Below are 19920 nucleotides of genomic sequence, written 5' to 3'. Positions count from 1 at the left end.
AGGTTTGTCCATGAGCACGACCGCGTCGAGAGCTGAGTCCGTATCGAGGCAGCGACCCCTCGGAGTGCGAAGCGCCGTCACCGACTCGCTCCTGATCACGTCGGACGTGTCCGCGCTGCACCGTGTCCAGGACGTCTATCGACCTCAGGAGGACACCGCTCTGCTGGTCGACGAACTGACCTCGGCAGACCTCTCAGGACTCCGCGTGTTGGATCTGTGCACGGGTTCAGGCGCGGTCGCCGTTGCCGCCGCTCTGGCCGGCGCCCAGGTCACCGCCGTCGATTCCTGCCGCCATGCGGTGGCCCGAACGCGCCGGTCAGCCGCGGACGCCGGGGTCGAGGTACGGACCGTCTGTGCCGATCTCGCGGACGTGAGCGAGACCGGCTTCGACGTCATCACGTGCAACCCGCCCTATGTGCCGACCCCGCCCGGCACGGAGATGTCGGCGGTCGGGCCCCGGCACGCGTGGAACGGTGGCCCTGATGGCCGCGCCGTGCTCGACGTGGTGTGTGCCATCGTGCCCGGGCTGCTCGCCGACGGTGGAACGGTGTTAATCGTGCAATCCGAACTGTCCGGCGTCGACGCCACGGTGGCCGCACTGCGCGCCGCGGGTCTGCGGACCGAAGTCACGTCCGAACGACGGATTCCGTTCGGGCCCGTCGTCAGGTCGCGTCACGACGCCCTCGTGGAGTCGGGATTCCTCGACCCTGAGTCGGACGACGAAGCGATCGTCGTCATCCGGGCGCAGCGGACCGGGGACCGCCCGGGACGAGCGGAGCCGGCATGACCGACGGACGCCGCCGAGTACGAGTGGTGCCGAAAGGCCCGATTCTGGTGGAGGGGCCGGTCGACGTGCAGCGGCCGGACGGATCGGTGCTCCACTGCGACCGTTTCCAGGTGGCTGTCTGCGCGTGCGGCTTCAGCGCGACGCCGCCGCTGTGCGACGCCTCCCATCGTCGGCGGCGACCGCGGAAGCCGACCGGCACCGCCGAGGCCGCAAACGGAGACTAAGCACCTCGACCTCGGCGCGGCCGGTCGGGCACGAAACCGTGGTGCACACCCCAGAGAACGGCCTGCGCACGCGTGGTGACACCGATGCGGCGATAGCACGTGCGGATATAGGTCTTCACCGAATTGATCGACAACCCGGTGCTGTCGGCGATGTCGGCATTGCTCAGCCCCTGCGTGATGAGGGCCAGTACCTCGGCCTCCCGCTGGGTGAGACCCTCCTCCCGGCCAGGCCAGTCGCCCGCACTGCTCACCGCGGTCTCCTGCCGGCTCGCGAAGACGGTCGAGGACGGTTTCGCCGCGTGGATCTGCTCCAAGGCGTCCACGAGTTCCCCTGCGGGGAGTTTCTTGGATACGAGCGCGGCCGCACCGTTGTCGAGGGCCGCAGTGACAGCCGGCTCCGAGACCTCCCATGCGTACACGACCACCTTGCGCACCCGATGGTTCGCGACCAGGTCGGAGATCATCGAACGGTCGGCCGGCGGATTGGCGAAGGAGTCGTACAGCGCGATGTCGACGTCCTCGGCGACCTCGCCCGAGGTCGAGAGCGCCTGTACGCGCACGCGGTCGGAGTACCGCCGGAGCATCGTCGCCAGCCCCCGCACCACCACGTCGTAGTCGTCGATGAGGGCTACTCGAATCGGATCCATACCCAACCGTACCCATTTCCGGTACACCCCTAGGGGTGAGCCTTTTAACCCCTCGAGTCGCTTACGGTCGACGCGACGGCGGATCGAATCCCTCCGCCCGACGACAGGTGCAGGCCCGGCCCGCACCGACTCCGAAGAGGACACTCCTGTGCAAGGACACGACGGCGTCGCCGATCCCGTCGACCCCAGGCTCGCGGTCGACCAAACCTTCCAGTTCGGACGGTTCTGGTATTACCGCGATGACGACCGCTGGGAGTGGTCGGATCAGTTGGCCCGCCTGCACGGCTACGAGTCGGCCGAGTCGGTGGTCCCGACCAGCGACCTGCTGCTCAGACACAAGCACCCGGACGACAAAGACCGAGTGGCCGACCTCATCGATCGTGTCCGGCGGGCCGGCGAGCCGTTCAGCAGTCAACATCGCATCATCGACACCCGCGGCGCGGTGATTCCGGTTATCGTCATCGCCGACGTACTGCAACACCCGGACGGTCGGCGACAAGGCACGTTCGGCTTCTACGTCGCGGCATCGCACAGCGGGACTGCGGCAGGCGGCAGCGCGGTGGTGCCGTCCGGGCGGGCCCACATGGACATCGACGAAATGGTCCGCCGGCGGTCGACGATCGAACGGGTCAAGGGCGCACTGATGCTGGTCTACCGGCTCGACGCCCAGCAGGCCTTCGACTTACTCGTCTGGCGCTCGCAGGAGTCGAACACGAAGCTGTACTCCCTCGCAGCCGCCATCGAGTCGAGATTCGTCGACGTCGACATGCCCTCGCGCGCCCGAACCAGCTTGGATCGAGTCGTGCTCAGCGCGCACGAGCACGTCCGTCGCGACCGGTCGGAGCACGCCTGAACCGCCGCGCGCACGTTTAGATCCGGGCGCACCCGGGCAACCACACCGTGGACACCATGTCTATCGAGTGAGGAGTCCCGATGCGTGCCGTCACATGGCAGGGCCGACGCGACGTCCGGGTGGAGACCGTCCCCGACCCGCGGATCGAAGAACCGACCGACGCCGTGATCCGCGTCAGTTCGACCAACATCTGCGGATCGGACCTACACCTGTACGAGGTCCTCGCGCCGTTCATGAAGGCCGGGGACGTCCTCGGCCACGAGGCGATGGGAACCGTGGAAGAGGTGGGGGCCGACACCGGCGACCTCCGAGTCGGTGACCGCGTCGTCATCCCGTTCCAGATCTCCTGCGGTCGTTGCTACATGTGCGACAGATCGCTCTACACCCAATGCGAGACCACCCAGGTCCGCGAAAAGGGAACGGGCGCGGCGTTGTTCGGCTATTCGGAGCTGTACGGCTCGGTCGCCGGCGGTCAAGCGGAGTATCTCCGCGTGCCCCAAGCCCACTTCACCCATATCAAGGTGCCGGACGGACCTCCCGACAGCCGGTTCGGCTACCTCTCCGACGTGCTGCCGACAGCGTGGCAGGCGGTGGAGTACGCGGACGTTCCCGACGGCGGGTCGCTGACCGTGATCGGCCTGGGGCCGATCGGCGATATGGCCGCACGCATCGCCGCGCACCGCGGGATCCGCGTGATCGGCGTCGACAGAGTGCCTGAGCGGCTCGCCCGAGCCGACGCGAACGGAGTCGAGACGGTCTCCGCCGACGACGACGTCGCCACCGCGGTGCGCGACCTGACGTCGGGCCGGGGCACCGACTCCGTGATCGACGCGGTGGGCATGGAAGCGCACGGATCACCCGTCGCGAAGGCTCTGCAGCACGCCGTGGGCCTGCTCCCCGACGCGGTCGGTCGGCGGATCGACACCGCCTTCGGCGTCGACCGGATGTCGGCGCTGCACACCGCGTGCGACGTGGTCCGGCGAGGTGGAACGGTCTCCGTCTCCGGTGTGTACGGCGGTGCGATCGACCCGATGCCGATGTTCAAGCTCTTCGACAAACAGGTGCAACTCCGGATGGGACAGGCCAATGTGAAGCGCTGGACCGACGCGATCATGCCGCTGCTGACCGACGACGATCCCCTCGGGGTGGACCGCTTCGCCTCGCATCGGCTGCCACTAGACGACGCCGCAGACGCGTACCGGAAGTTCCAGGAGAAGTCGGACGGATACGTCAAGGTCGTCCTCGAACCCTGACGCCGCGCCGCCCGTCGCGGGTTTCACAACGAGAGGAGAAGCTCATGCTGGCGCTGGACTCGGACGAACCATGCGTACTGCTGACCGATCACGTCGACACTCTGGCGGACTTCTGGTCGAAAGCGCTGCACCTCGCCGTCGGGGACGCGGACTCCGATCGCGCCGAACTGGTCGATGACGGCCGGCGCGTCCAGCTCATCGTGCGACGCGTGATGCCGCCGCGGCCGCAGTCTCGGATCCGATTGTCGGCCTTCGATACTCAGGACGTCGCCGCCGCTGTCGAGCGGCTGATCGCGTTCGGCGCCTCGTCGCCCCGGACCCCCTATCCGTCGACTCCCGGGCACGCTGTGGTCATCGATCCCGACGGCAACACCGTGGAGATCACCGCGACGGTGGGCTCGGACGACTGACCGCGGCGCACCACGGGGCCGATCACGTCGCCGTCAACTCCTGCCGCAAGGTGGCGATCGACTGACGCAACAGCCGAGAGACATGCATCTGCGACATCCCCGTGCGTTGGGCGATCGCGCTCTGCGAGAGGTCTTCGAAGAATCGGAGACCGAGGATGCGGCGCTCCCGCGGCCGCAGTCGCGCGAGCGCCGGCCGGAGAGACTGCGCGACGTCGACCAGATCGTAAGCCGGGTCGGGACGGCCGATCCGGTCGATCGCGGATCGGTCGTCGGCTGCGCCCGCCGGCTGATCGAGCGAGGCCGGAGCCGATGCGGCGGCCGCCATCCGCGCTTCGTCGATGTCGGCGAGGTCGGCATCCAGTTCGGCCGCCAGCTCGGCACGCGTCGGTAGCCGATGGAGTCGGTGCGTCAGGTGTCCTTCAGCCGTCCCGATCCTCGATGACAGTTCCTTGATGCTGCGAGGAGTGCGAAGGACCGCGGTCCGGTCCCGGAAGTGCCTGCGCACCTCGCCCATCACTGTCGGGACGGCGAATGACAGAAAATCGGACCCGCGAGACGGCGCGTACCTGTCGACGGCCTGGACCAGTCCCAGTCGTGCCACTTGCACGAGGTCGTCGTGGAACTCCCCTCGGCCGCCGAACCTCTGCGCGATGTGCTGAGCGAGCGGGAGGCTCGCCACCACCGCCTCGTCTCGAAGGCACTTTCTGCGGGGATCCCCCGCGGGAAGCGCTTCGCGCTGCGCGAGCAGGTCCCGCACGTGGTCGTACCCGTCGTCGGTCATGGCAGAGCTCCTTCAACGCCGACCGCACCCAGGCGTGGTCACACGTGACCGGAGCCCGCTGTGCGGTGATGATGTGAACGCCCGGGCGCGGTGCGCCTTCCGGGCAGGAGTTCGGCTGCCGTTTCAACCGAGTGGATTCGACGCTACCCGCTGCGAGCGTCCCGCGGAAGGCAATCGGCCCCACCGACGCATATCGCCCCCGACCTGCGGGTCGGGGGCGATAGGTTTTCCGGCAGTGCCTGCGCAGTTCGGTGTCAGACGGACTTGACCTTCGACCGCAGCATGAACGCGTGCACGATCTCGACTGCGCCGACCACCACGAGCATGATGCCCGAGACGACGGTGAGGGTGGCGACCGACGAGATGGGCCAGATGATCAGGATGCCGCCGGCGATCACGGTCACGATTCCCAGGAAGATGCCCCAGCCACGGCCGGGCAGGCCGCTCGCCGAGTCCATGAAGACCGACAGTTCGGTGACTCCGCGGAAGATCCAGCCGATACCGACCCACAGTGCCAGGAGAATCACCGCGGTCTCGATGTTCCGGAAGGCCACGAAGGCCAGCAGGATCGAGATGGCGCCGGAGAGGAACGAGAGAACGCGCCACCAACCGTGGGTGTGCTGCACTCCGAAGGTCGCGGCGACCTGGAAGATGCCCGAGATCAGCAGATAGATGCCGAAAAGAATGGCGACCACCAGAAGTGTCGCCGCCGGCCAGATCAGGACGATGACGCCGAGGATCAGCGAGGCGATGCCGATTCCGAGGAGGCTCTGCCATGTGCGGGTCGCGATGTCCTTGACGGCGTCGCGCGCCGCAGCGCTGAGCGGATCATTGATTGCCAAAGTGCTCGTCGGCCTTTCTCTTTCGATGGGTGACGATCGGTGTGGACCGTCTCCGGGAACCGGGCGAGAGGCGAACTCTGTCCGGATTCATCGGAGCAGGACGATACTAGCGCGGACGGCCTTCCCCGTCTCGGCACATCGGCCCAGGTGATACGGCGTCGTCACCGAGTCCGCACACCCGCCGCGCGATGCGCTAGCGTGGAGTCGACATGATCACTCGCATTCAGGAGATGTCCGGCGCGTTCCGCGCCGCGAACAGATGACCGCGCTCCGCAGCCGATTCCGATGGATCGGCCAGTGGATCCTGCCGTCGCACCCGCGCCCGCGGGCCGACCTCACCTCATCTCTCCCGCGCGATCACGCGCATTCGACTGATCGGTCATCGATGAAGCAGTACACCCAACAGCAGATCCTCGACTCGTTCCGCGGCGCCACCCGCAGCGAGATCAAGAAGGTCACCTTTCCCCTCGACTTCGACGACGTCGACTTCTCGCGCCTCGAGTACTACGGCTGGCGCGACCGCAAGATGCCCCGCCGCGCCTACATCGCGGTGGAGCACGACGGCCGGCTCGTGTCGTTGGTCCTCAACCGCGCCGAGGCGACGCCGTCGCGCCGCACGATGTGCACCTGGTGCCGGGACGTCGACCTCAGCGAAGAGGTGGTGCTGTACACCACCAGGCGCACCGGTGCGCAGGGCAGGCGTGGCGACACCATCGGCACGCTGGTGTGCTCGGGGTTCCACTGCTCGAAGCACGCCCGTAAGCTGCCGCCCGCCTATCACAAGGCCACCGACCTCGACGCCATTCGGGCCGAGCAGGTGGCCGGACTGCGCAACCGCGTCGGATCGTTCGTCGCCGAGGTGCTCTCGACCGAGGACTGACGCGCGGCGCGGGCCGCACGGCGGCCCGCGCGGGTCGCGCCGAGCGTCGAGGCACTGCGGCCGTAGCCCACCAGGAACAGACCGGGGACCCGGACCACGCTGACGTCGTCGTCGGCCATCAGCACGCCGCCGGAGGGCTCCCGGATCCCGAGCGGGGCCAGGTGTGCGAGCGACGGCCGAAAGCCGGTGGCCCAGATGATCACGTCCACCGGTTCGCTCGTGCCGTCGGCGAACTCGACACCGTTGCGCACCAGACGCGCGAGCGGACCGCGCGAGGACAGGACACCGCTGTCGATCGCCGGCGCGAACCGCGGGGTTCGCGGCAGCCCCGTGGCCGCGACCACGCTCAGCGGTCGCAGTCCCGCACGGGTCCGGGCCGCGACACCGTTCTCGACGGCGAGCCCCCATCGAGCGTCGAACGGGGTGTCGCGCCAGCGCGGCGGCGTGCGCGTCGACCAGATCGGGACGGCACCGGCCTCGTCCAGGAGTACGACGAACTCGACAGCGGATATGCCTCCGCCGACCACCAGGACCCGCTGTCCGGCGAAGTCCTCCGGTTCCGGAAAGTCCCGGGTGGTCAGTTGACGGCCCGCGAAACGACCCGGGTACCACGGCACATAGGGGCGATCCCACGTGCCGGTACCACTGATCACCGCCGACGCACGGTAGGTCCGCGTCGCTCCGTCGCGGCCCTCGGCACGGACGAGGAAGCGCCACACCGGTTCGCCCGTCGGTTCGACCGCGACCACTCGCCACGGTCGCGCCACCCGGAGACCGTGCTCGGCCTCGTAACGCCCGTAGTAGCGCTTGATCACCTCGCGCGCGGGCTCGTCAGGATCGGCACCGGTGAGCCGTGTGCCGGGCAGGTCGTGGACGCCGTTCACCAGGCTGAAGGTCAGGGCGTCCCAGCGATGGCTCCACGCTCCGCCCGGAGTCGGGTTTGCGTCGAGCACCTCGAAGTCGCTGCCTGCACGCAATCCGCCGCGCTGGAGGAAGTAGGCGGCCGAGAGTCCGGCCTGGCCGGCGCCGATCACCACGATCCGGCGGTCGACCGCGGCCGCAGTCAGCGTCGTCGGCACTTCTGGGTCTCGGCTCATGACTGAGGCAACCGCACGTACCTCCTCGGTGTTCCGAGACAGTTGCGTCAGTCACAGTTGCGTGCACAAAACTTTTCACTCGTGCAATACTGCACTAGTGCAAAATATTTCTGAACTAGGCCTTCGGGAACGCCAGCGTCTTGAGACGCTGCGTGCACTGCGAACGGCCGCCGTCGAACTGGTGGGTGAGAACGGACTCCACGACACCACGGTCGCCGAGATCGCCGACCGCGCCGGAGTGTCACGACGGACGTTCTTCAACTACTACGCGTGCAAAGAGGACGCCGTCCTCGGAGCCGTGCCGCCGACAGTGCCCGACCAGGCGCTCAAGGATTTCGTCGAAGCCGGTCCCGGCCCGGACCGCCTCGACCGTGCCGTCGATCTGGTGATGGCGGTCGCCAAGAGCATCCGACAGGGCGGCGGCCCCCATTCCCACCACCGCGAGCTGATCCGTCGGTTTCCCGAGCTCGTCGAACGGATGCAGCAGCACGGCACCGCCGCGCAGGAGCTGCTGAGTTCGGTGATCACCGAACAGATCGGTGAGCGAGCCGGCCCGGAATCGGTGGACGACGCCCGTGCGCTCATCATGCTCGCCGGCGCCGTCCTGCGCTTCGCCTACAAGAAGGACCCCGAAGTCCTCGACAACCCCGACTCGCCCGCCCTCGCCGACGCCGGCGCAGTCTTCCGCCGAACCATCAAGGACCTGCTATGACCACTTCCCTCGCCGAACCAACGGACGGCACTACCGGGAATACCGAGCGCCGCAGCGTGATGCTGCTGTTCATCGGACTGATGATCACGATGCTGCTGGCATCGCTGAACCAGACCGTGCTCTCGACAGCTCTGCCGACCATCGTCGGTGAGCTCCAGGGCGTCGACCAGATGACCTGGGTCATCACCGCCTACATCCTCGCGTCCACCATCGTGATGCCCGTGTACGGCAAGATCAGCGACCTGTTGGGCCGCAAGCCCGTACTGATCGCCGCGATCCTGATCTTCCTCAGCGGTTCGGTGGTCGGCGCACTCTCCGGGAACATCACCTGGCTGATCTTCGGCCGCATCCTCCAGGGCATCGGCGGCGGCGGATTGATGATCCTGTCGCAGGCGGCCATCGCCGACGTGGTTCCCGCCCGGGAACGCGGCCGCTACATGGGCTTCCTCGGCGCGGTCTTCGCCGTCTCCTCGGTCGCCGGCCCGCTGCTCGGCGGCTGGCTCACCGAGGGCCCGGGCTGGCGCTGGGCGTTCTGGCTGAACCTCCCGCTGGGTGCTCTCGCGATCGCCGCCACCCTGGCCTTCATGAAGCTGCCGAAGGTGCAGCACGAGGTGCGACCGCGACTGGACTACCTGGGTATGGCTCTGATCGCCGGCGCCACTACCAGCCTCGTGCTGATCTGCACCTGGGGCGGGCACACCTACGACTGGCTGAGCCCGCAGATCATCGGCCTCGCGGTCGCGACCGTCGTCCTGGCTGTGGGATTCGTCGTCGCCGAGCTGCGCGCCGACAACCCGGTCATGCCGATGAAGCTGTTCGCGGATCGCAACTTCACGTTGACGACCGTCGCGAACCTGATGATCGGCGTCGCCATGTTCGGCGCTCTGGGCTACATGCCGACCTACATCCAGATGGTCACCGGAGTCGACGCGACCGTCGCAGGCCTGTTGATGATCCCGATGATGGGCGGACTGCTCATCACCTCGATCGCCTCCGGTCAGGCCGTGGCACGCACGGGCCGCTACAAGATCTTCCCGATCGTCGGCTCCATCGTCATGGGCGTCGGCCTGGTGCTGATCGCGTCGATGCACATCACCACACCCACCTGGCTCATGTGCGTGTATCTGGCCGTCTTCGGCATCGGCATCGGCCTGTCGATGCAGATCCTGACCCTGATCGTGCAGAACTCGTTCCCGGTCACCATGGTCGGCACCGCGACCGCCGCGAACAACTACTTCCGTCAGGTCGGCGCCACCCTGGGATCGGCGGTCGTCGGATCGATCTTCGCCTCCCGGCTGGCCACCCTGCTCACCGAGAAGCTCGCGGGCAGCGGTGCGGGAGCCGGCGGCGACGCGGGTCGCAACGGTCTCACGCCGGCAGCGGTGAACGCCCTGCCCGACGCCGTGCGCATCCCGATCATCGAGTCGTACAACGAGGCGTTGCTGCCGATCTTCCTGTTCTTCGTTCCGCTGGCCGGGATCGCACTCGTGGTCCTGCTGTTCGTGAAGGAGAAGCCGCTCGCGACGACCGTCCAACGAGAGGCAGCCGAAGTGCTCACCGAGGAGGAATTGCTGACCGAGGCCGAGATGATCACCATCGAAGCCGCCGAGGAGGCCGGCAACGACAAGGCCGCGGCGACCCGCTCCCGCGAGTAGTCGTCGGCGCGAGCCCGTCACCCGCTCAGCCGGCAAGGGGTGGAGCGCATCGGAACCGATGCGCTCCACCCCTTTCTCGTACCCTCGTCTCAGGCGACGGCGAGCGCGTCCACCGGCGTCACCGACACCGCACGACGACTGGGCGGCAGGGCGGCGATCGCCACCAGCACGACCGTTCCCGCAACGATTCCCGCGAACGCGCCCAGCGGCAGTCCGATCGGGAATCCCGGCGTGATCGCACCGATGAGCGACTGGCTGCCGACCGCCCCGAAGATCACGCCCAGCGCCAGACCCGCCACCATCGCCGTCCCGGACAAGGCGATCGATTCGAGAGTGATCGTGGCGCGGACCTGCCTGGCGGTGAAGCCCATCGCGCGCAGCATGCCGATCTCACGAGTCCTCCCGATCACTGTCAACGACATCGTCGACACGAAGCCCACCGCCGCGATGAGCACCGAGATGAGAATCAGTCCCACCAGCACCCAGGTCATCATCGACATCACGTGCCGGTTCTCCTCCACCTGCTCGGGCGTGAGATCCCAGCGGTCGATGGACTGCTGCAACGACCTCATACCCGCGACGATCGTGGTGATCAGGGTGACGCCGATGAACAGTCCGACGGTGGAGCGTGTGGTGCGGCCCGGGTCGGCGACCGAGTTCTTGCGCGCGAGGATCGCCGCCGGGCTCGCGCCCAGGAGCCGTCCCACACCGGCGACCATCGCGGGCACGAGGATCGGCGCACCGACCAGCAGTCCCACCGCGGCCGTCGCGGTGCCGAGGAAGGCGACGACGAACCCGCTCATGCTCCCCTCCTCCCCCAACAGACATGCGGCTCCGAGCAGGAGCGCGCCGACACCGGTCGCGATGACGGCCGCGGTGCCGCGAAGCCACCGCATCGAGCCCTTCGGCGCGACGACGGCGGTTCCGGAGAGCGTCTTCCGCGAACCCACCAGTGTCGCGCCCACCGCGACGCCCACCACCACGATCGCCGCGAGCACGGTGGTCGGGGGAAGGTAGCTGTACCGGATGGACGGAAGGATGTCCCGCGACACCATCACGGTCCGTGCGGCGTCGGCCAGCGTCACTCCGGCGACCAGCCCGATCCCGGCACCGATCGCCGCGACCTTCGCGACCCCGCGCACCAGACTCGACCGCAGCTGTCTCGACGAGGCGCCGATCAACCGCAGCAGCTCGAGTTGCTTGCGTCGGCCCGCGATCACCGTGTCGACACCGTTGCCGATCACCAGCGCGGCCACGAACAGCGCGATGAGGATGAACACGGACGACACGATGCCGAGCACCACTCCCACGTTGCCGCCGTTGTGCTCACCGGCACGGCCGAGGAAGTCGGAGGCCGTGAGCACCATTCCGGCGTACGCCGCCGACAGGCCGCAGACCACGCCCACGGTCGACAGTTCCCGCAGCGAACCCGCCGTCAGGCGGTAGTCCGTGGCCCTCATGCCGCCGCCCCCTGCAGATTGATCAGGAGGTCGGAGATCTGATGCGGGTCGAGGCCCCGGTACTCTCCGACGATCCGGCCGTCGGCCAGTACCAGGATGCGATCGGCGTACGACGCGGCCACCGGATCGTGCGTGACCATCGCGATCCCCTGCCCGTACTCGCGAGCGGCCGTCGTCAGCAAGGTCAGCACCTCGCGGCTGGTGCGCGTGTCCAGGGCGCCGGTCGGCTCATCGGCGAGAATGATGGTCGGGCGGCCGGCCAGGGCCCGGACGATCGCCACCCGCTGCTGCTGTCCGCCCGACAGCTGGGACGGCAGATGGTCCAGACGATCACGGAGTCCGAGCGAACCGACCAGGTGAGCGATCCACGCCTGCTGCACGGCGTCCGGCTTGTGTCCCGCCAGGACGAAGGGCAGCCGGATGTTCTCGTCCGCGGTCAGCGTCGGGATCAGATTGAACGACTGGAAGACGAAGCCGATGTTGGTGCGGCGCAGGAGCGTCCGCGCGGTGTCGTCGAGCCCGACGATGGGCGTCTGGCCGAGCCAGATCTGACCGGATGTCGCCTCGTCGAGTCCGGCCATCACATTCATCAGGGTCGATTTGCCCGACCCCGACGGGCCCATGACGGCGGTGAACTCGCTGCGGCGGATGTCGACCGAGACGTCGCGCAGCGCGTGGACTGGGTTCGCCGGATCACCGTAGGTGCGCGACACGTGGCGCATGACGACGGCGGGTCCGGTACTGATCTCGTTGGCGTTCATACGTCGAAGTTATGGCTCTGACCTGGCTCTTCGCGTCCGCCTACCGGCGCAAATCGCATCCTCCGACGGGCGGGTGCGGGGTCATCCCGCAGATGTACACCGCTGCGTCCTCCGGCTCGTCAGACGAGGCCGTGCTCGTACGCGTACACCACGAGTTGTACGCGGTCGCGCAGCGACAGCTTCGCGAGAATCCGGGAGATGTGCGTCTTGACCGTCGCCTCCGACAGAAACTCGGCTTGCGCGATCTCGGCATTCGACAGCCCGGACGCGGCACGCACCAGGATTTCGCGTTCGCGGACCGTGAGCGCGTCGTACTCCGGTCCGGGACGGGCGGTACGGGTTCCGTGCCGCTCGAAGAGCCTTCGGGTGGCCGATGCCGCGACCACCTGGCTGCCGTCGGCCACCGCGCGCACCGAGGCCAGCAGGAACTCCGGTTGCGCGTCTTTCAGGACGAATCCGCTCGCACCGGCTTCGATCGCCCGTGCGGCGGCCTCGTCGACGTCGAATGTGGTGAGCACGAGGATCTTCGGCGCCTCGTCGCCGAGGTCGGCCACGAGTTGACGGGTCGCGGTGATCCCGTCGATGCCCGGCATGCGCACATCCATGAGGATCACATCGGGCGCGGACGCGCGCACCGTCGACGAGAGGTTCAGCGCCGACGACTCCTGCGCCACCACCTCCACATCGGGTTGGCTGTCGAGAATCATCGCGATCCCGCCACGGAACAGCGGCTGATCGTCGATGAGGGCGACGCGGATCATGACGGTCCTTCCGGACGAGCGGGGATGACGAGTTCGACGAGCCAGCCGCCTTCGACGGCGGCGCTGGTCAGCGTACCGCCGGCGAGTTCGGCCCGCTCTGCCATGCCCCTGATGCCGTGGCCCGCGCCACCGGGAGCCAGCGGCTTCTCCGACAGCGAGTTCGCCACCGTGAGCCGGCATCCGTCCGACCAGTCCTGCCGGACGTACACCGGCGCACCCAGGTCGCCGTACTTGAGCGCATTCGTCAATGCCTCGGTGAGGACCGCGAAGGCGACCCGCACACTCAGCGGCGACGCCGCGTCTTCGTCACCGATCTCGGTGGACTGCAACGTCATTCCGGCTGCGCGCATCCGTGCGTAGAGCTGGTCGCGGTCGGTTCGCGCGTGCTCGGCCGTCGACTCGGCGCTGCGCAGTTCCTCCAGCACGCCCCGGACGTCGGCGAGCGCCTGCCGCGCCGTGTCGGCGATGACGCCGAGCGCCTCCTTCGCCGCCTCGGGACTGGCGTCCAGGGCGAAGCGTGCTCCTTCGGCCTGCGCCACCACCACCGCGAGCGAGTGCGCCACCACGTCGTGCATGTCGCGGGCCAGACTCGACCGCTGGGCCTGCTCGTCGTACAGGTCGAGCAGTCGCCGTCGTTCGAGTTCGGAGATCTGCTCGGCGATCCTCGCCTGTTCCACGCTGTGGCGCTGATACCGGATGAATCCGAAGGTCCAGCTGCCCACCAGCAGCACCGCGATGCCGACGAAGGTCATCGTGTGCGAGACGATCGTCGACGCCTCGGCATCGGTGCCGAACGCCGTCGACCTCGGATACACCCACGCCGCGATCGCCGAACCCACGACTGCCACGGCCAGCGACGCGCCCCGGACCCGACGATCCGGATGATTGCCCGCCGTGTAGTAGAGCACCGAGTAGAGCAGGCACGGTCCCACCGCGACGTCGTAGGTCGCCACCTGGATCACCGCCGACGTGACCGCCAGCAGCATCATCACCGACGGCGCGGACCGGCGGCACATCAGAGCCAGCCCGATCAGCAGGCTGACCACCTGCACCGTCGTGGTGAGACCCGACGAGAAGGCCAGCATCAACACCAGCAGAATCAGACCGATGACGGCGTCGGCGATCGTCGACCGTCGTGAGAGGTTCGGGAACGCGAGGGGGTCGGCGACGCGGTACCTGCCGATCATGACCATGCCACTACCGTGCCACGCCCGGAACGCATGGCCGACTCGATCCCCTGTGACCGGCGCTGCATTCGACGCTCGATCCGCCGATTGTGCCAATGAGCGTTGTACCGTTCACGTGTGACTTCGTTAGCAGACCGTGGGAGACGGAGCGTCACGGGCATCGCACAGCAGTCGACCGCACTGGTCGGCCGGGCCGCGGCCTCCGCCACCGACGCCCTCGCAGTGCCGGGAGCCCGAGCGCTGGCGACCGCGCGCACCTTCACCAGCCCGATTCAGGCACAGTCCGCCCCGGTTCCGGTGGACGGTGTGGAAGCCGCCAACCGGCTGCTGCGCCAACTCGGCATCACCACGTTCACGCCGACCGTCGGACTCAGCACCGACCTCACCTTTCCGGTCGCGGTCGGCGGCGCCGTCGCCGGTCCGTACACCCCGGGAATCGGCAACCTCACCATTGCGAACGTCAGCGTGAACGCGGTGCGCGGCGGCGAGATCCTCTACGGTTTCCTGCCCGTGGGCGTGTTCGCCGACTTCGGCGACAAGTCCGGCGTCCACGTCGCTTGGTTCAACGTCACCACGCTGCGCGGTGGGCTCGGCGCGCCTCTCGGCGGACTCACGGACACGGTGATCGACGCGGTCTCCAAGCGTGTGAAGTCCGCACCGATTCCGCCGGTGATGTACGCCGGCACGGTCTCTCGCCTCAAACGAGCGCTGCGCGTGATCCCGTCGAACGGCGTTCGCGGAGGTCTGGTCGACACCGGCCAGGGCGTCGTGGTGTGCGCCGTCTACGGCACCGTGCGACGCGGCCGGACCTCGTACTTCTTCCTGCCGTCGATCGGGGTGACCCGGGCCTGAGCGGGGCGGTCGGCGGGAGCAGGGATGTTGACGGACGCAGGGATGTTTCAGTGGGGCGAGCGGGGCTCGAACCCGCGACCAGCTGATTATGAGTCTGGCGATGCAGGCGGACTCGAACGGACTGGAGCGGACTGCACGCTATCTGACCTCCTACGAAGCGGACTGGAACGGACTGGAGCGGACACGGACTTGTGACTGCCTCGTGACTACGACGCACGATCGCACATACTCGCTCCTGATGCGCTGCCGCGCGACCGCTGCGCTGGGTCGCTTGCCACCAGAACTGACGGCGACAATGCGCTCCACCACGGTGCGGTCGCGACCAACGGAACGAAACGCCGGGACAGGCAGAATGCGGCCCAACCCGACACCTGGGTACGGACGGATGTACCAGCACCGCGTTCAAACGCGGGCCTGGTGTGCACCAACCCTGGAACGGGTGACTGGTCGATTCCCTTGTGACACAGTTGATCGGTGTCTAGTTCAGAGGAGAGCACGTCGCTCGATTTAAGCCCTACAGTCGTGGCATTCGGCAGCACTGTGAGCGTCGGAGTTCGAAACTACCGGTCGGGAATTAATCTTTGGTCAGCAAAGCGTGCGGCATCAGAATGTGCCAAGATCGAGGAAGAATGTGCTGGTACAGGCAAGACATCGATCGCATTGAACGCCGTTTCCACTAATGCAGTCCTACTCTCAGTAGCATTCATGGAAGCCTTCGTTAACGAAATGATCGATGATCTCGCCAGTTCGTCCGAAACTGCGATATCCAGCCGCTGCAAGGGCATCGATCCAGCGGCAATTGGCGCATTCAAGGAGCTTTGGCAGGGCCCCGCAAAGCTGGACCGAGCGTCACTCCTTGCAAAGTTCCAGGTTTCTCTCATTGCAGCCGCGAAAAATCCCTTCGACCGAGGTGCACAACCATACCAGAACGCCGATAACCTAATCACGCTTCGAAATTCTCTCGTCCACTTCAAACCCGAATGGCAGATGGACAACACAGACCATAAGCTAGAAAAGCGACTAAAAGGGCTTTTTCCGGATTCTCGAATATTTCCAGAAGGAATTTCACCGTGGTACCCGAACGCATGCCTCGCGACAGGATGTGCGACTTGGGCGCACGAATCTGCTACAAAATTTGTAGATACCTGGTGTAACAAGATGGGATTCGAATACGATTCAACCAAAGCCCTCGCCGGACTTCCTAATGAGGATTGATCAAATTGACCCCCGTGACACCCCACCAAGACCATGAACATTGACGAGAAAATTAGGCACACGCAGCGCATCGGCAATCGAATCAACGCGCTTGCGCAAGCTGAGTGCGCCGCAGTAGAGGCCGAAGGACCACCGCCTGCCATCGCCGCTCAACTCGACCTCCTTATTGACACGCTTTTATCCAAGCCATAACCACCAGAGCGTGCACCAGAATCCAAAAGAGTTGAAATACTCAGATAACACGCAGGCCGCAGCCCTTCTCAGGATCGCAAGACACTATCGTCACCGAGCCCTGAGCGTCTCCATGCGCAGTCTCTACGCCCGCCAGAGAGCTCAGTCGGACACGAGCAAGTCGGAACCGCCGTCTACGTCGGCGTCCGCGATGGCCGCTCCGGAACGAATGCCCGCACCCTGCTCTTCTGACACCTCCTTGAGTCGATCGTTTTCGATTTCACATGCACCTATCCGATCTCAGTGCACGAAGAACAAATAGGCCGCATACTGTCCTTATGAGCGATTTGCCTCCCAGAACATTTTAGTCACAGTGGATCGACGAATTCACACAGAAGCTTGCCAAGGACTACACGACCGCACGGGAACGCTATAAGTCATCAGGAGGTTCGTCGAACCAGGAATCTGGCCACATCGGAGAGACTGGGTGGAAACAGGTCCTAGAAGGATGGCTGCCACCTCAATATGAAGTGGGAACAAGGAAGTATATCGTGACTGATTCCAGTGCAAACACGGAGCAGTCGAAGGAAACTGACCTCGTCATTTTTCATCCATCTTATCCAAAAAGACTGCGGGAACAGACCCACATCCTTGCGTCAGGGATAGTCGCAGCATTTAGCGTGAAGATGACCCTTAACGCCCAGGGAATACGCGAGGCACAAGACGAGGCAGCGGCACTTCGAAGACTCCTTCCACCTCCGAATGCAACAATCCGCGACGATATCATTTCACCAATCCTGTTCGGAGTACTTGCTCATTCTCACCAATGGACCGCGCCAGGATCTGACGCCCGTGGCAACGTTGAACGCGCTCTGGAAGATCGACCACCACGTAACCCCAGAGAATGGATCGACGTCGTCTGTATCTCAGATCTCGCCTGCTGGTCACGACTCGCCGTCGTAATCCTCGATCATGTCTTAATGGCAATACGCAAAAGTCCAGGCAACACGATATCGGACACCCCGCATGTACAAGACGGACTATCCCGTACCGACAATTCCTCTGCCCTGGGCGTTCTCGTGGCCTTCCTCAATTCGAGGTTTGCAATCTTCGATCCAACACTTCGGCCGATCGCGGCCGGATTACGTGGGCTTTTACCCGACGGGTCAAGTCGGCTGGTCGTCAAACACCGCTGGGAGTTAGACGATGCACTAAGTCGTGAAACGCGTGACACTCTCCACCGCGGAACGCCACGATCGCCAGAATGGGAAGTCGTCTACTTCTAATGACCGCGTCCACAACGCAAGGGAATCTTCGATGTCGTGAGACCGACGTTGCCCCCTACTCCTGTAGCAGCGTCGACTGTGCTAGAAGTCATGTGTCGGATTTGTAAGTATTCGTCGAGCTGATCCGCTTGGCCTTGCATCTACCGACAGAGGGGGAATGATGACTATTTCCGAATCACGCGACCTCGCCCGCCGCGCACGCGGCATTGGATTCACCCGCCGCGAGGTTCTGAAGTTCGGCATGCTCGCTGCTGGCGCCGCGCTCGCGACCGCGTGCGGGAGCGATAAGAGCGCGGCCGACGCAGTGGTCGAGGAGTTCGCCGTCGGCACCTGGAAAGTCAAGTATCAGCTCTCTTCCAGGAGCTCTGCCACGTCGAACCCGAAGCCTCTGGTCGAGTTCGATCTGACTGTGAACAAGGACTCAACGTTCACGATCTCCGGGGACCCCAACCTCCCCCAGTCCGGAACCTGGATGGTTGGCAACGCATTCATCCAGATCTCCGCCGACGGGACCGGCATGGCCAGCAATGTGCCCGAGAAGATGGGCGACGCCTCGTTGACCTGGCAGTGGGACAGCAGCCGCGCCGCTGGAGCATCATTCGAGGTCCCCGCCAAGTGGGACTCCAGCAGCAGCACGCTCACCCTGACGGGTGTTGACGGCAACCGTAATCAGTTCCCGATCACCGCGACGAAACAGTAGAAACAGTAAGGCTTCACATGAGAAAACTCATTGCAACGCTCGCCGTCGGCATCGCTGCCATCGCCGGAGTCACGATGGCTCCTTCCGCCCCAGCAGAGGCCCGGACCGCGCCCGCCCAGGCCATCGCAGTCAGCGGCAATCGCTTCTGGGTCAAGACCGGCCAGTGCAGCGGCACCATTCGCGTGAATCTCTACACCGACGCTCGCCGGCCCGGCACCGTCACTGTCAAGCTCACGCCGAGTCGCTTCACCCGTCAATGCACCGTCCGGCCCTGGTTCGGCTGGGGAATGATGGGCGTCGATCAGATCCGCATCCCGGTCACTTCGGGCCCACGCGGCGGCAAGTCCGTCACCCGGACCTACCGCACCGGTCCCGGCGTGATGGTTGTCGCCGCTGGACACCGTGCGAGCCTGTCCGCCGTCCAGTTCTACACGTACGTGCCGTTCTGACGCGCACATGACTGTGGCCTCTACCGATTGGGTAGAGGCCACAGTCGTTACGGCTCGGCATGTGCGGGTAGTACGAAAATCAGTAAGAGCCAACTGATTCAGCCCCACGCGCGCGAGTAACTACCCCTACTGAAATCGGTGTAGCAGCTTTCGCTACTTCCACTTGATCGTGTCGAGCGCGTCCTCGCTTTTCTTCTCGATCGCAATCAGGTCGTCGAGCTGATTCGAAATCTTCGTCAGCAGCTGGTGCAGACGATTGAACTGCTGGTCATCCATGGTTTTCCTCCCGATTAGCGCGATACTGAGACCGCCGCAAGAACATTGCCGACAGGCCCTGTTCATTCTTGTGGGGTCACTCCTGATAATAGTCTCTTATCGACGCGTCGACGGCGGCCCTATCGTTGATCGAGTTCCCTGACGAGGTCAGCAACAGCAGCGGGATCGCCTCCGGACTCGATGAAGGCAAGCGGGGTCAGGTCGTCGCAGTCTTCGTTTTCGATGTTTAGGAATGCGACCAGCGACTCGATCGGGCAATCGACGGGTACTGCGGCAGCGATGATGCCCACGCCGGGTAGGACGCCACCCTCGGTGAACTGCCAGCGCGGTATTCGATCGATACCGTCGACCGAATACGCGATGAGAGCGCCCTCTGCGAGGAGATTCTGGATCTCCACCGATGTCATCCCGGCGATGTCGGCAGATTCGTCGAGCGACAGGGTGAGGTCCAGCTCCGACCGCCTGTGAGCGACCGCAAGCTCTGCCAGAAGTTGTCGATTCTCCTGATCAACGTCCGCATCGTTCCCAAGCCGGTCGAGCAGATCCCGATCATGCACGAGGATCTCGCGAATCGCAGCATCTAGGTAATGATCGTCCTCGCTCATTACCTCATTATAGGTAAGTGCGCCCCAAAGACTCGCCGGGTAGCGGAAGCAACGTG

23 protein-coding genes are annotated in these 19920 nt (G+C 65.6%); 13 read left to right on the top strand and 10 right to left on the bottom strand.

The features are described from left to right. Window positions 1-10: 10 nt before the first annotated feature. Window positions 11-787, top strand: coding sequence for a HemK2/MTQ2 family protein methyltransferase (locus GSI01S_RS04200; RefSeq protein WP_006895174.1), 777 nt, complete (start codon window positions 11-13; stop codon window positions 785-787). Beyond that, a complete protein-coding gene (locus GSI01S_RS04195) occupies window positions 784-1011 on the top strand; it encodes a CDGSH iron-sulfur domain-containing protein (protein WP_006895173.1) in 228 nt (75 codons plus the stop codon). Before GSI01S_RS04200 ends, GSI01S_RS04195 begins: the two co-directional genes overlap by 4 nt. On the opposite strand, the gene GSI01S_RS04190 is transcribed toward GSI01S_RS04195, so the two are convergent. Further along, window positions 1008-1658 carry a response regulator transcription factor gene (locus GSI01S_RS04190; protein WP_006895172.1) on the bottom strand — a complete coding sequence of 217 codons (651 nt, stop codon included), beginning with the start codon at window positions 1656-1658 and terminating at the stop codon, window positions 1008-1010. The genes GSI01S_RS04195 and GSI01S_RS04190 overlap by 4 nt on opposite strands. A 148-nt stretch (window positions 1659-1806) precedes the next feature. On the opposite strand from GSI01S_RS04190, the gene GSI01S_RS04185 reads away from it, so the two are divergent. The 3 genes from GSI01S_RS04185 (at window position 1807) to GSI01S_RS04175 (ending at window position 4174) form a co-directional block, all read left to right on the top strand. Beyond that, window positions 1807-2511 carry a PAS and ANTAR domain-containing protein gene (locus tag GSI01S_RS04185; protein ID WP_006895171.1) on the top strand — a complete coding sequence of 235 codons (705 nt, stop codon included), beginning with the start codon at window positions 1807-1809 and terminating at the stop codon, window positions 2509-2511. Window positions 2512-2591: 80 nt separating this feature from the next. Beyond that, on the top strand, window positions 2592-3764 hold the full coding sequence (locus GSI01S_RS04180) for a zinc-dependent alcohol dehydrogenase (RefSeq protein ID WP_006895170.1): 1173 nt from the start codon (window positions 2592-2594) through the stop codon (window positions 3762-3764). A gap of 44 nt (window positions 3765-3808) precedes the next feature. Then, on the top strand, window positions 3809-4174 hold the full coding sequence (locus GSI01S_RS04175) for a VOC family protein (protein ID WP_039866925.1): 366 nt from the start codon (window positions 3809-3811) through the stop codon (window positions 4172-4174). Between the two features lie 22 nt (window positions 4175-4196). Here GSI01S_RS04175 and GSI01S_RS04170 read toward each other — a convergent pair whose 3' ends face one another. Both GSI01S_RS04170 and GSI01S_RS04165 read right to left on the bottom strand, forming a co-directional pair. After that, the gene (locus tag GSI01S_RS04170; protein ID WP_006895168.1) at window positions 4197-4955 is read right to left on the bottom strand and encodes a SigB/SigF/SigG family RNA polymerase sigma factor; all 759 of its coding nucleotides are present in this window, start codon (window positions 4953-4955) and stop codon (window positions 4197-4199) included. A 254-nt stretch (window positions 4956-5209) separates the two neighbouring features. Beyond that, window positions 5210-5797 carry an HdeD family acid-resistance protein gene (locus GSI01S_RS04165; protein WP_006895167.1) on the bottom strand — a complete coding sequence of 196 codons (588 nt, stop codon included), beginning with the start codon at window positions 5795-5797 and terminating at the stop codon, window positions 5210-5212. A gap of 385 nt (window positions 5798-6182) precedes the next feature. On the opposite strand from GSI01S_RS04165, the gene GSI01S_RS04160 reads away from it, so the two are divergent. Continuing rightward, on the top strand, window positions 6183-6677 hold the full coding sequence (locus GSI01S_RS04160) for an FBP domain-containing protein (RefSeq protein WP_006895166.1): 495 nt from the start codon (window positions 6183-6185) through the stop codon (window positions 6675-6677). On the opposite strand, the gene GSI01S_RS04155 is transcribed toward GSI01S_RS04160, so the two are convergent. Beyond that, complete coding sequence (locus GSI01S_RS04155) at window positions 6575-7774, bottom strand: NAD(P)-binding domain-containing protein (protein WP_051999605.1); 1200 nt, start codon at window positions 7772-7774, stop codon at window positions 6575-6577. The two genes, GSI01S_RS04160 and GSI01S_RS04155, sit on opposite strands and share 103 nt — an antisense overlap. 97 nt (window positions 7775-7871) lie before the next feature. Here GSI01S_RS04155 and GSI01S_RS04150 point away from each other — a divergent pair, with 97 nt between their 5' ends. Together GSI01S_RS04150 and GSI01S_RS04145 are read left to right on the top strand one after the other, a co-directional pair. Continuing rightward, window positions 7872-8486 carry a TetR/AcrR family transcriptional regulator gene (locus tag GSI01S_RS04150; RefSeq protein ID WP_006895164.1) on the top strand — a complete coding sequence of 205 codons (615 nt, stop codon included), beginning with the start codon at window positions 7872-7874 and terminating at the stop codon, window positions 8484-8486. Further along, window positions 8483-10141 carry an MDR family MFS transporter gene (locus tag GSI01S_RS04145; RefSeq protein WP_006895163.1) on the top strand — a complete coding sequence of 553 codons (1659 nt, stop codon included), beginning with the start codon at window positions 8483-8485 and terminating at the stop codon, window positions 10139-10141. The genes GSI01S_RS04150 and GSI01S_RS04145 overlap by 4 nt, the downstream gene beginning before the upstream one ends. Before the next feature lie 89 nt (window positions 10142-10230). Here GSI01S_RS04145 and GSI01S_RS04140 read toward each other — a convergent pair whose 3' ends face one another. The 4 genes from GSI01S_RS04140 to GSI01S_RS04125 form a co-directional block, all read right to left on the bottom strand. Further along, window positions 10231-11601 (bottom strand): ABC transporter permease, encoded by a 1371-nt coding sequence (locus GSI01S_RS04140; RefSeq protein WP_006895162.1) that lies wholly within the window; start codon window positions 11599-11601, stop codon window positions 10231-10233. Beyond that, window positions 11598-12362, bottom strand: coding sequence for an ABC transporter ATP-binding protein (locus GSI01S_RS04135; RefSeq protein ID WP_006895161.1), 765 nt, complete (start codon window positions 12360-12362; stop codon window positions 11598-11600). The genes GSI01S_RS04140 and GSI01S_RS04135 overlap by 4 nt, the downstream gene beginning before the upstream one ends. A 119-nt stretch (window positions 12363-12481) precedes the next feature. Continuing rightward, the gene (locus GSI01S_RS04130) at window positions 12482-13123 is read right to left on the bottom strand and encodes a response regulator transcription factor (protein ID WP_006895159.1); all 642 of its coding nucleotides are present in this window, start codon (window positions 13121-13123) and stop codon (window positions 12482-12484) included. After that, window positions 13120-14316 carry a sensor histidine kinase gene (locus GSI01S_RS04125; RefSeq protein ID WP_006895157.1) on the bottom strand — a complete coding sequence of 399 codons (1197 nt, stop codon included), beginning with the start codon at window positions 14314-14316 and terminating at the stop codon, window positions 13120-13122. The genes GSI01S_RS04130 and GSI01S_RS04125 overlap by 4 nt, the downstream gene beginning before the upstream one ends. 111 nt (window positions 14317-14427) lie before the next feature. Here GSI01S_RS04125 and GSI01S_RS04120 point away from each other — a divergent pair, with 111 nt between their 5' ends. The 5 genes from GSI01S_RS04120 (at window position 14428) to GSI01S_RS04110 (ending at window position 18983) form a co-directional block, all read left to right on the top strand. Beyond that, a complete protein-coding gene (locus GSI01S_RS04120) occupies window positions 14428-15162 on the top strand; it encodes a hypothetical protein (protein WP_039866923.1) in 735 nt (244 codons plus the stop codon). 474 nt (window positions 15163-15636) lie between these two features. Beyond that, the gene (locus GSI01S_RS19740; RefSeq protein WP_006895155.1) at window positions 15637-16377 is read left to right on the top strand and encodes a hypothetical protein; all 741 of its coding nucleotides are present in this window, start codon (window positions 15637-15639) and stop codon (window positions 16375-16377) included. A 548-nt stretch (window positions 16378-16925) separates the two neighbouring features. Further along, window positions 16926-17834: a DUF6602 domain-containing protein gene (locus GSI01S_RS20055; RefSeq protein ID WP_324804787.1), complete on the top strand. Its 909-nt coding sequence runs from the start codon at window positions 16926-16928 to the stop codon at window positions 17832-17834. 160 nt (window positions 17835-17994) lie between these two features. Then, window positions 17995-18534, top strand: coding sequence for a hypothetical protein (locus GSI01S_RS04115; RefSeq protein WP_157225306.1), 540 nt, complete (start codon window positions 17995-17997; stop codon window positions 18532-18534). A 17-nt stretch (window positions 18535-18551) separates the two neighbouring features. After that, window positions 18552-18983, top strand: coding sequence for a hypothetical protein (locus tag GSI01S_RS04110; RefSeq protein ID WP_006895150.1), 432 nt, complete (start codon window positions 18552-18554; stop codon window positions 18981-18983). A 153-nt stretch (window positions 18984-19136) separates the two neighbouring features. Here the strand turns inward: GSI01S_RS04110 and GSI01S_RS20610 are convergent, their stop codons facing one another. Together GSI01S_RS20610 and GSI01S_RS20050 are read right to left on the bottom strand one after the other, a co-directional pair. After that, a complete protein-coding gene (locus GSI01S_RS20610; RefSeq protein WP_267892721.1) occupies window positions 19137-19259 on the bottom strand; it encodes a hypothetical protein in 123 nt (40 codons plus the stop codon). 119 nt (window positions 19260-19378) lie between these two features. Beyond that, the gene (locus GSI01S_RS20050; RefSeq protein ID WP_006895147.1) at window positions 19379-19864 is read right to left on the bottom strand and encodes a hypothetical protein; all 486 of its coding nucleotides are present in this window, start codon (window positions 19862-19864) and stop codon (window positions 19379-19381) included. Between the last annotated feature and the right edge of the window lie 56 nt (window positions 19865-19920).

It is taken from the genome of Gordonia sihwensis NBRC 108236 (genome assembly GCF_000333035.1).
Classification (GTDB): domain Bacteria; phylum Actinomycetota; class Actinomycetes; order Mycobacteriales; family Mycobacteriaceae; genus Gordonia; species Gordonia sihwensis.
Note: the sequence above shows the minus strand (reverse complement) of the source record. Positions and strands in the feature narration are given on the sequence as shown.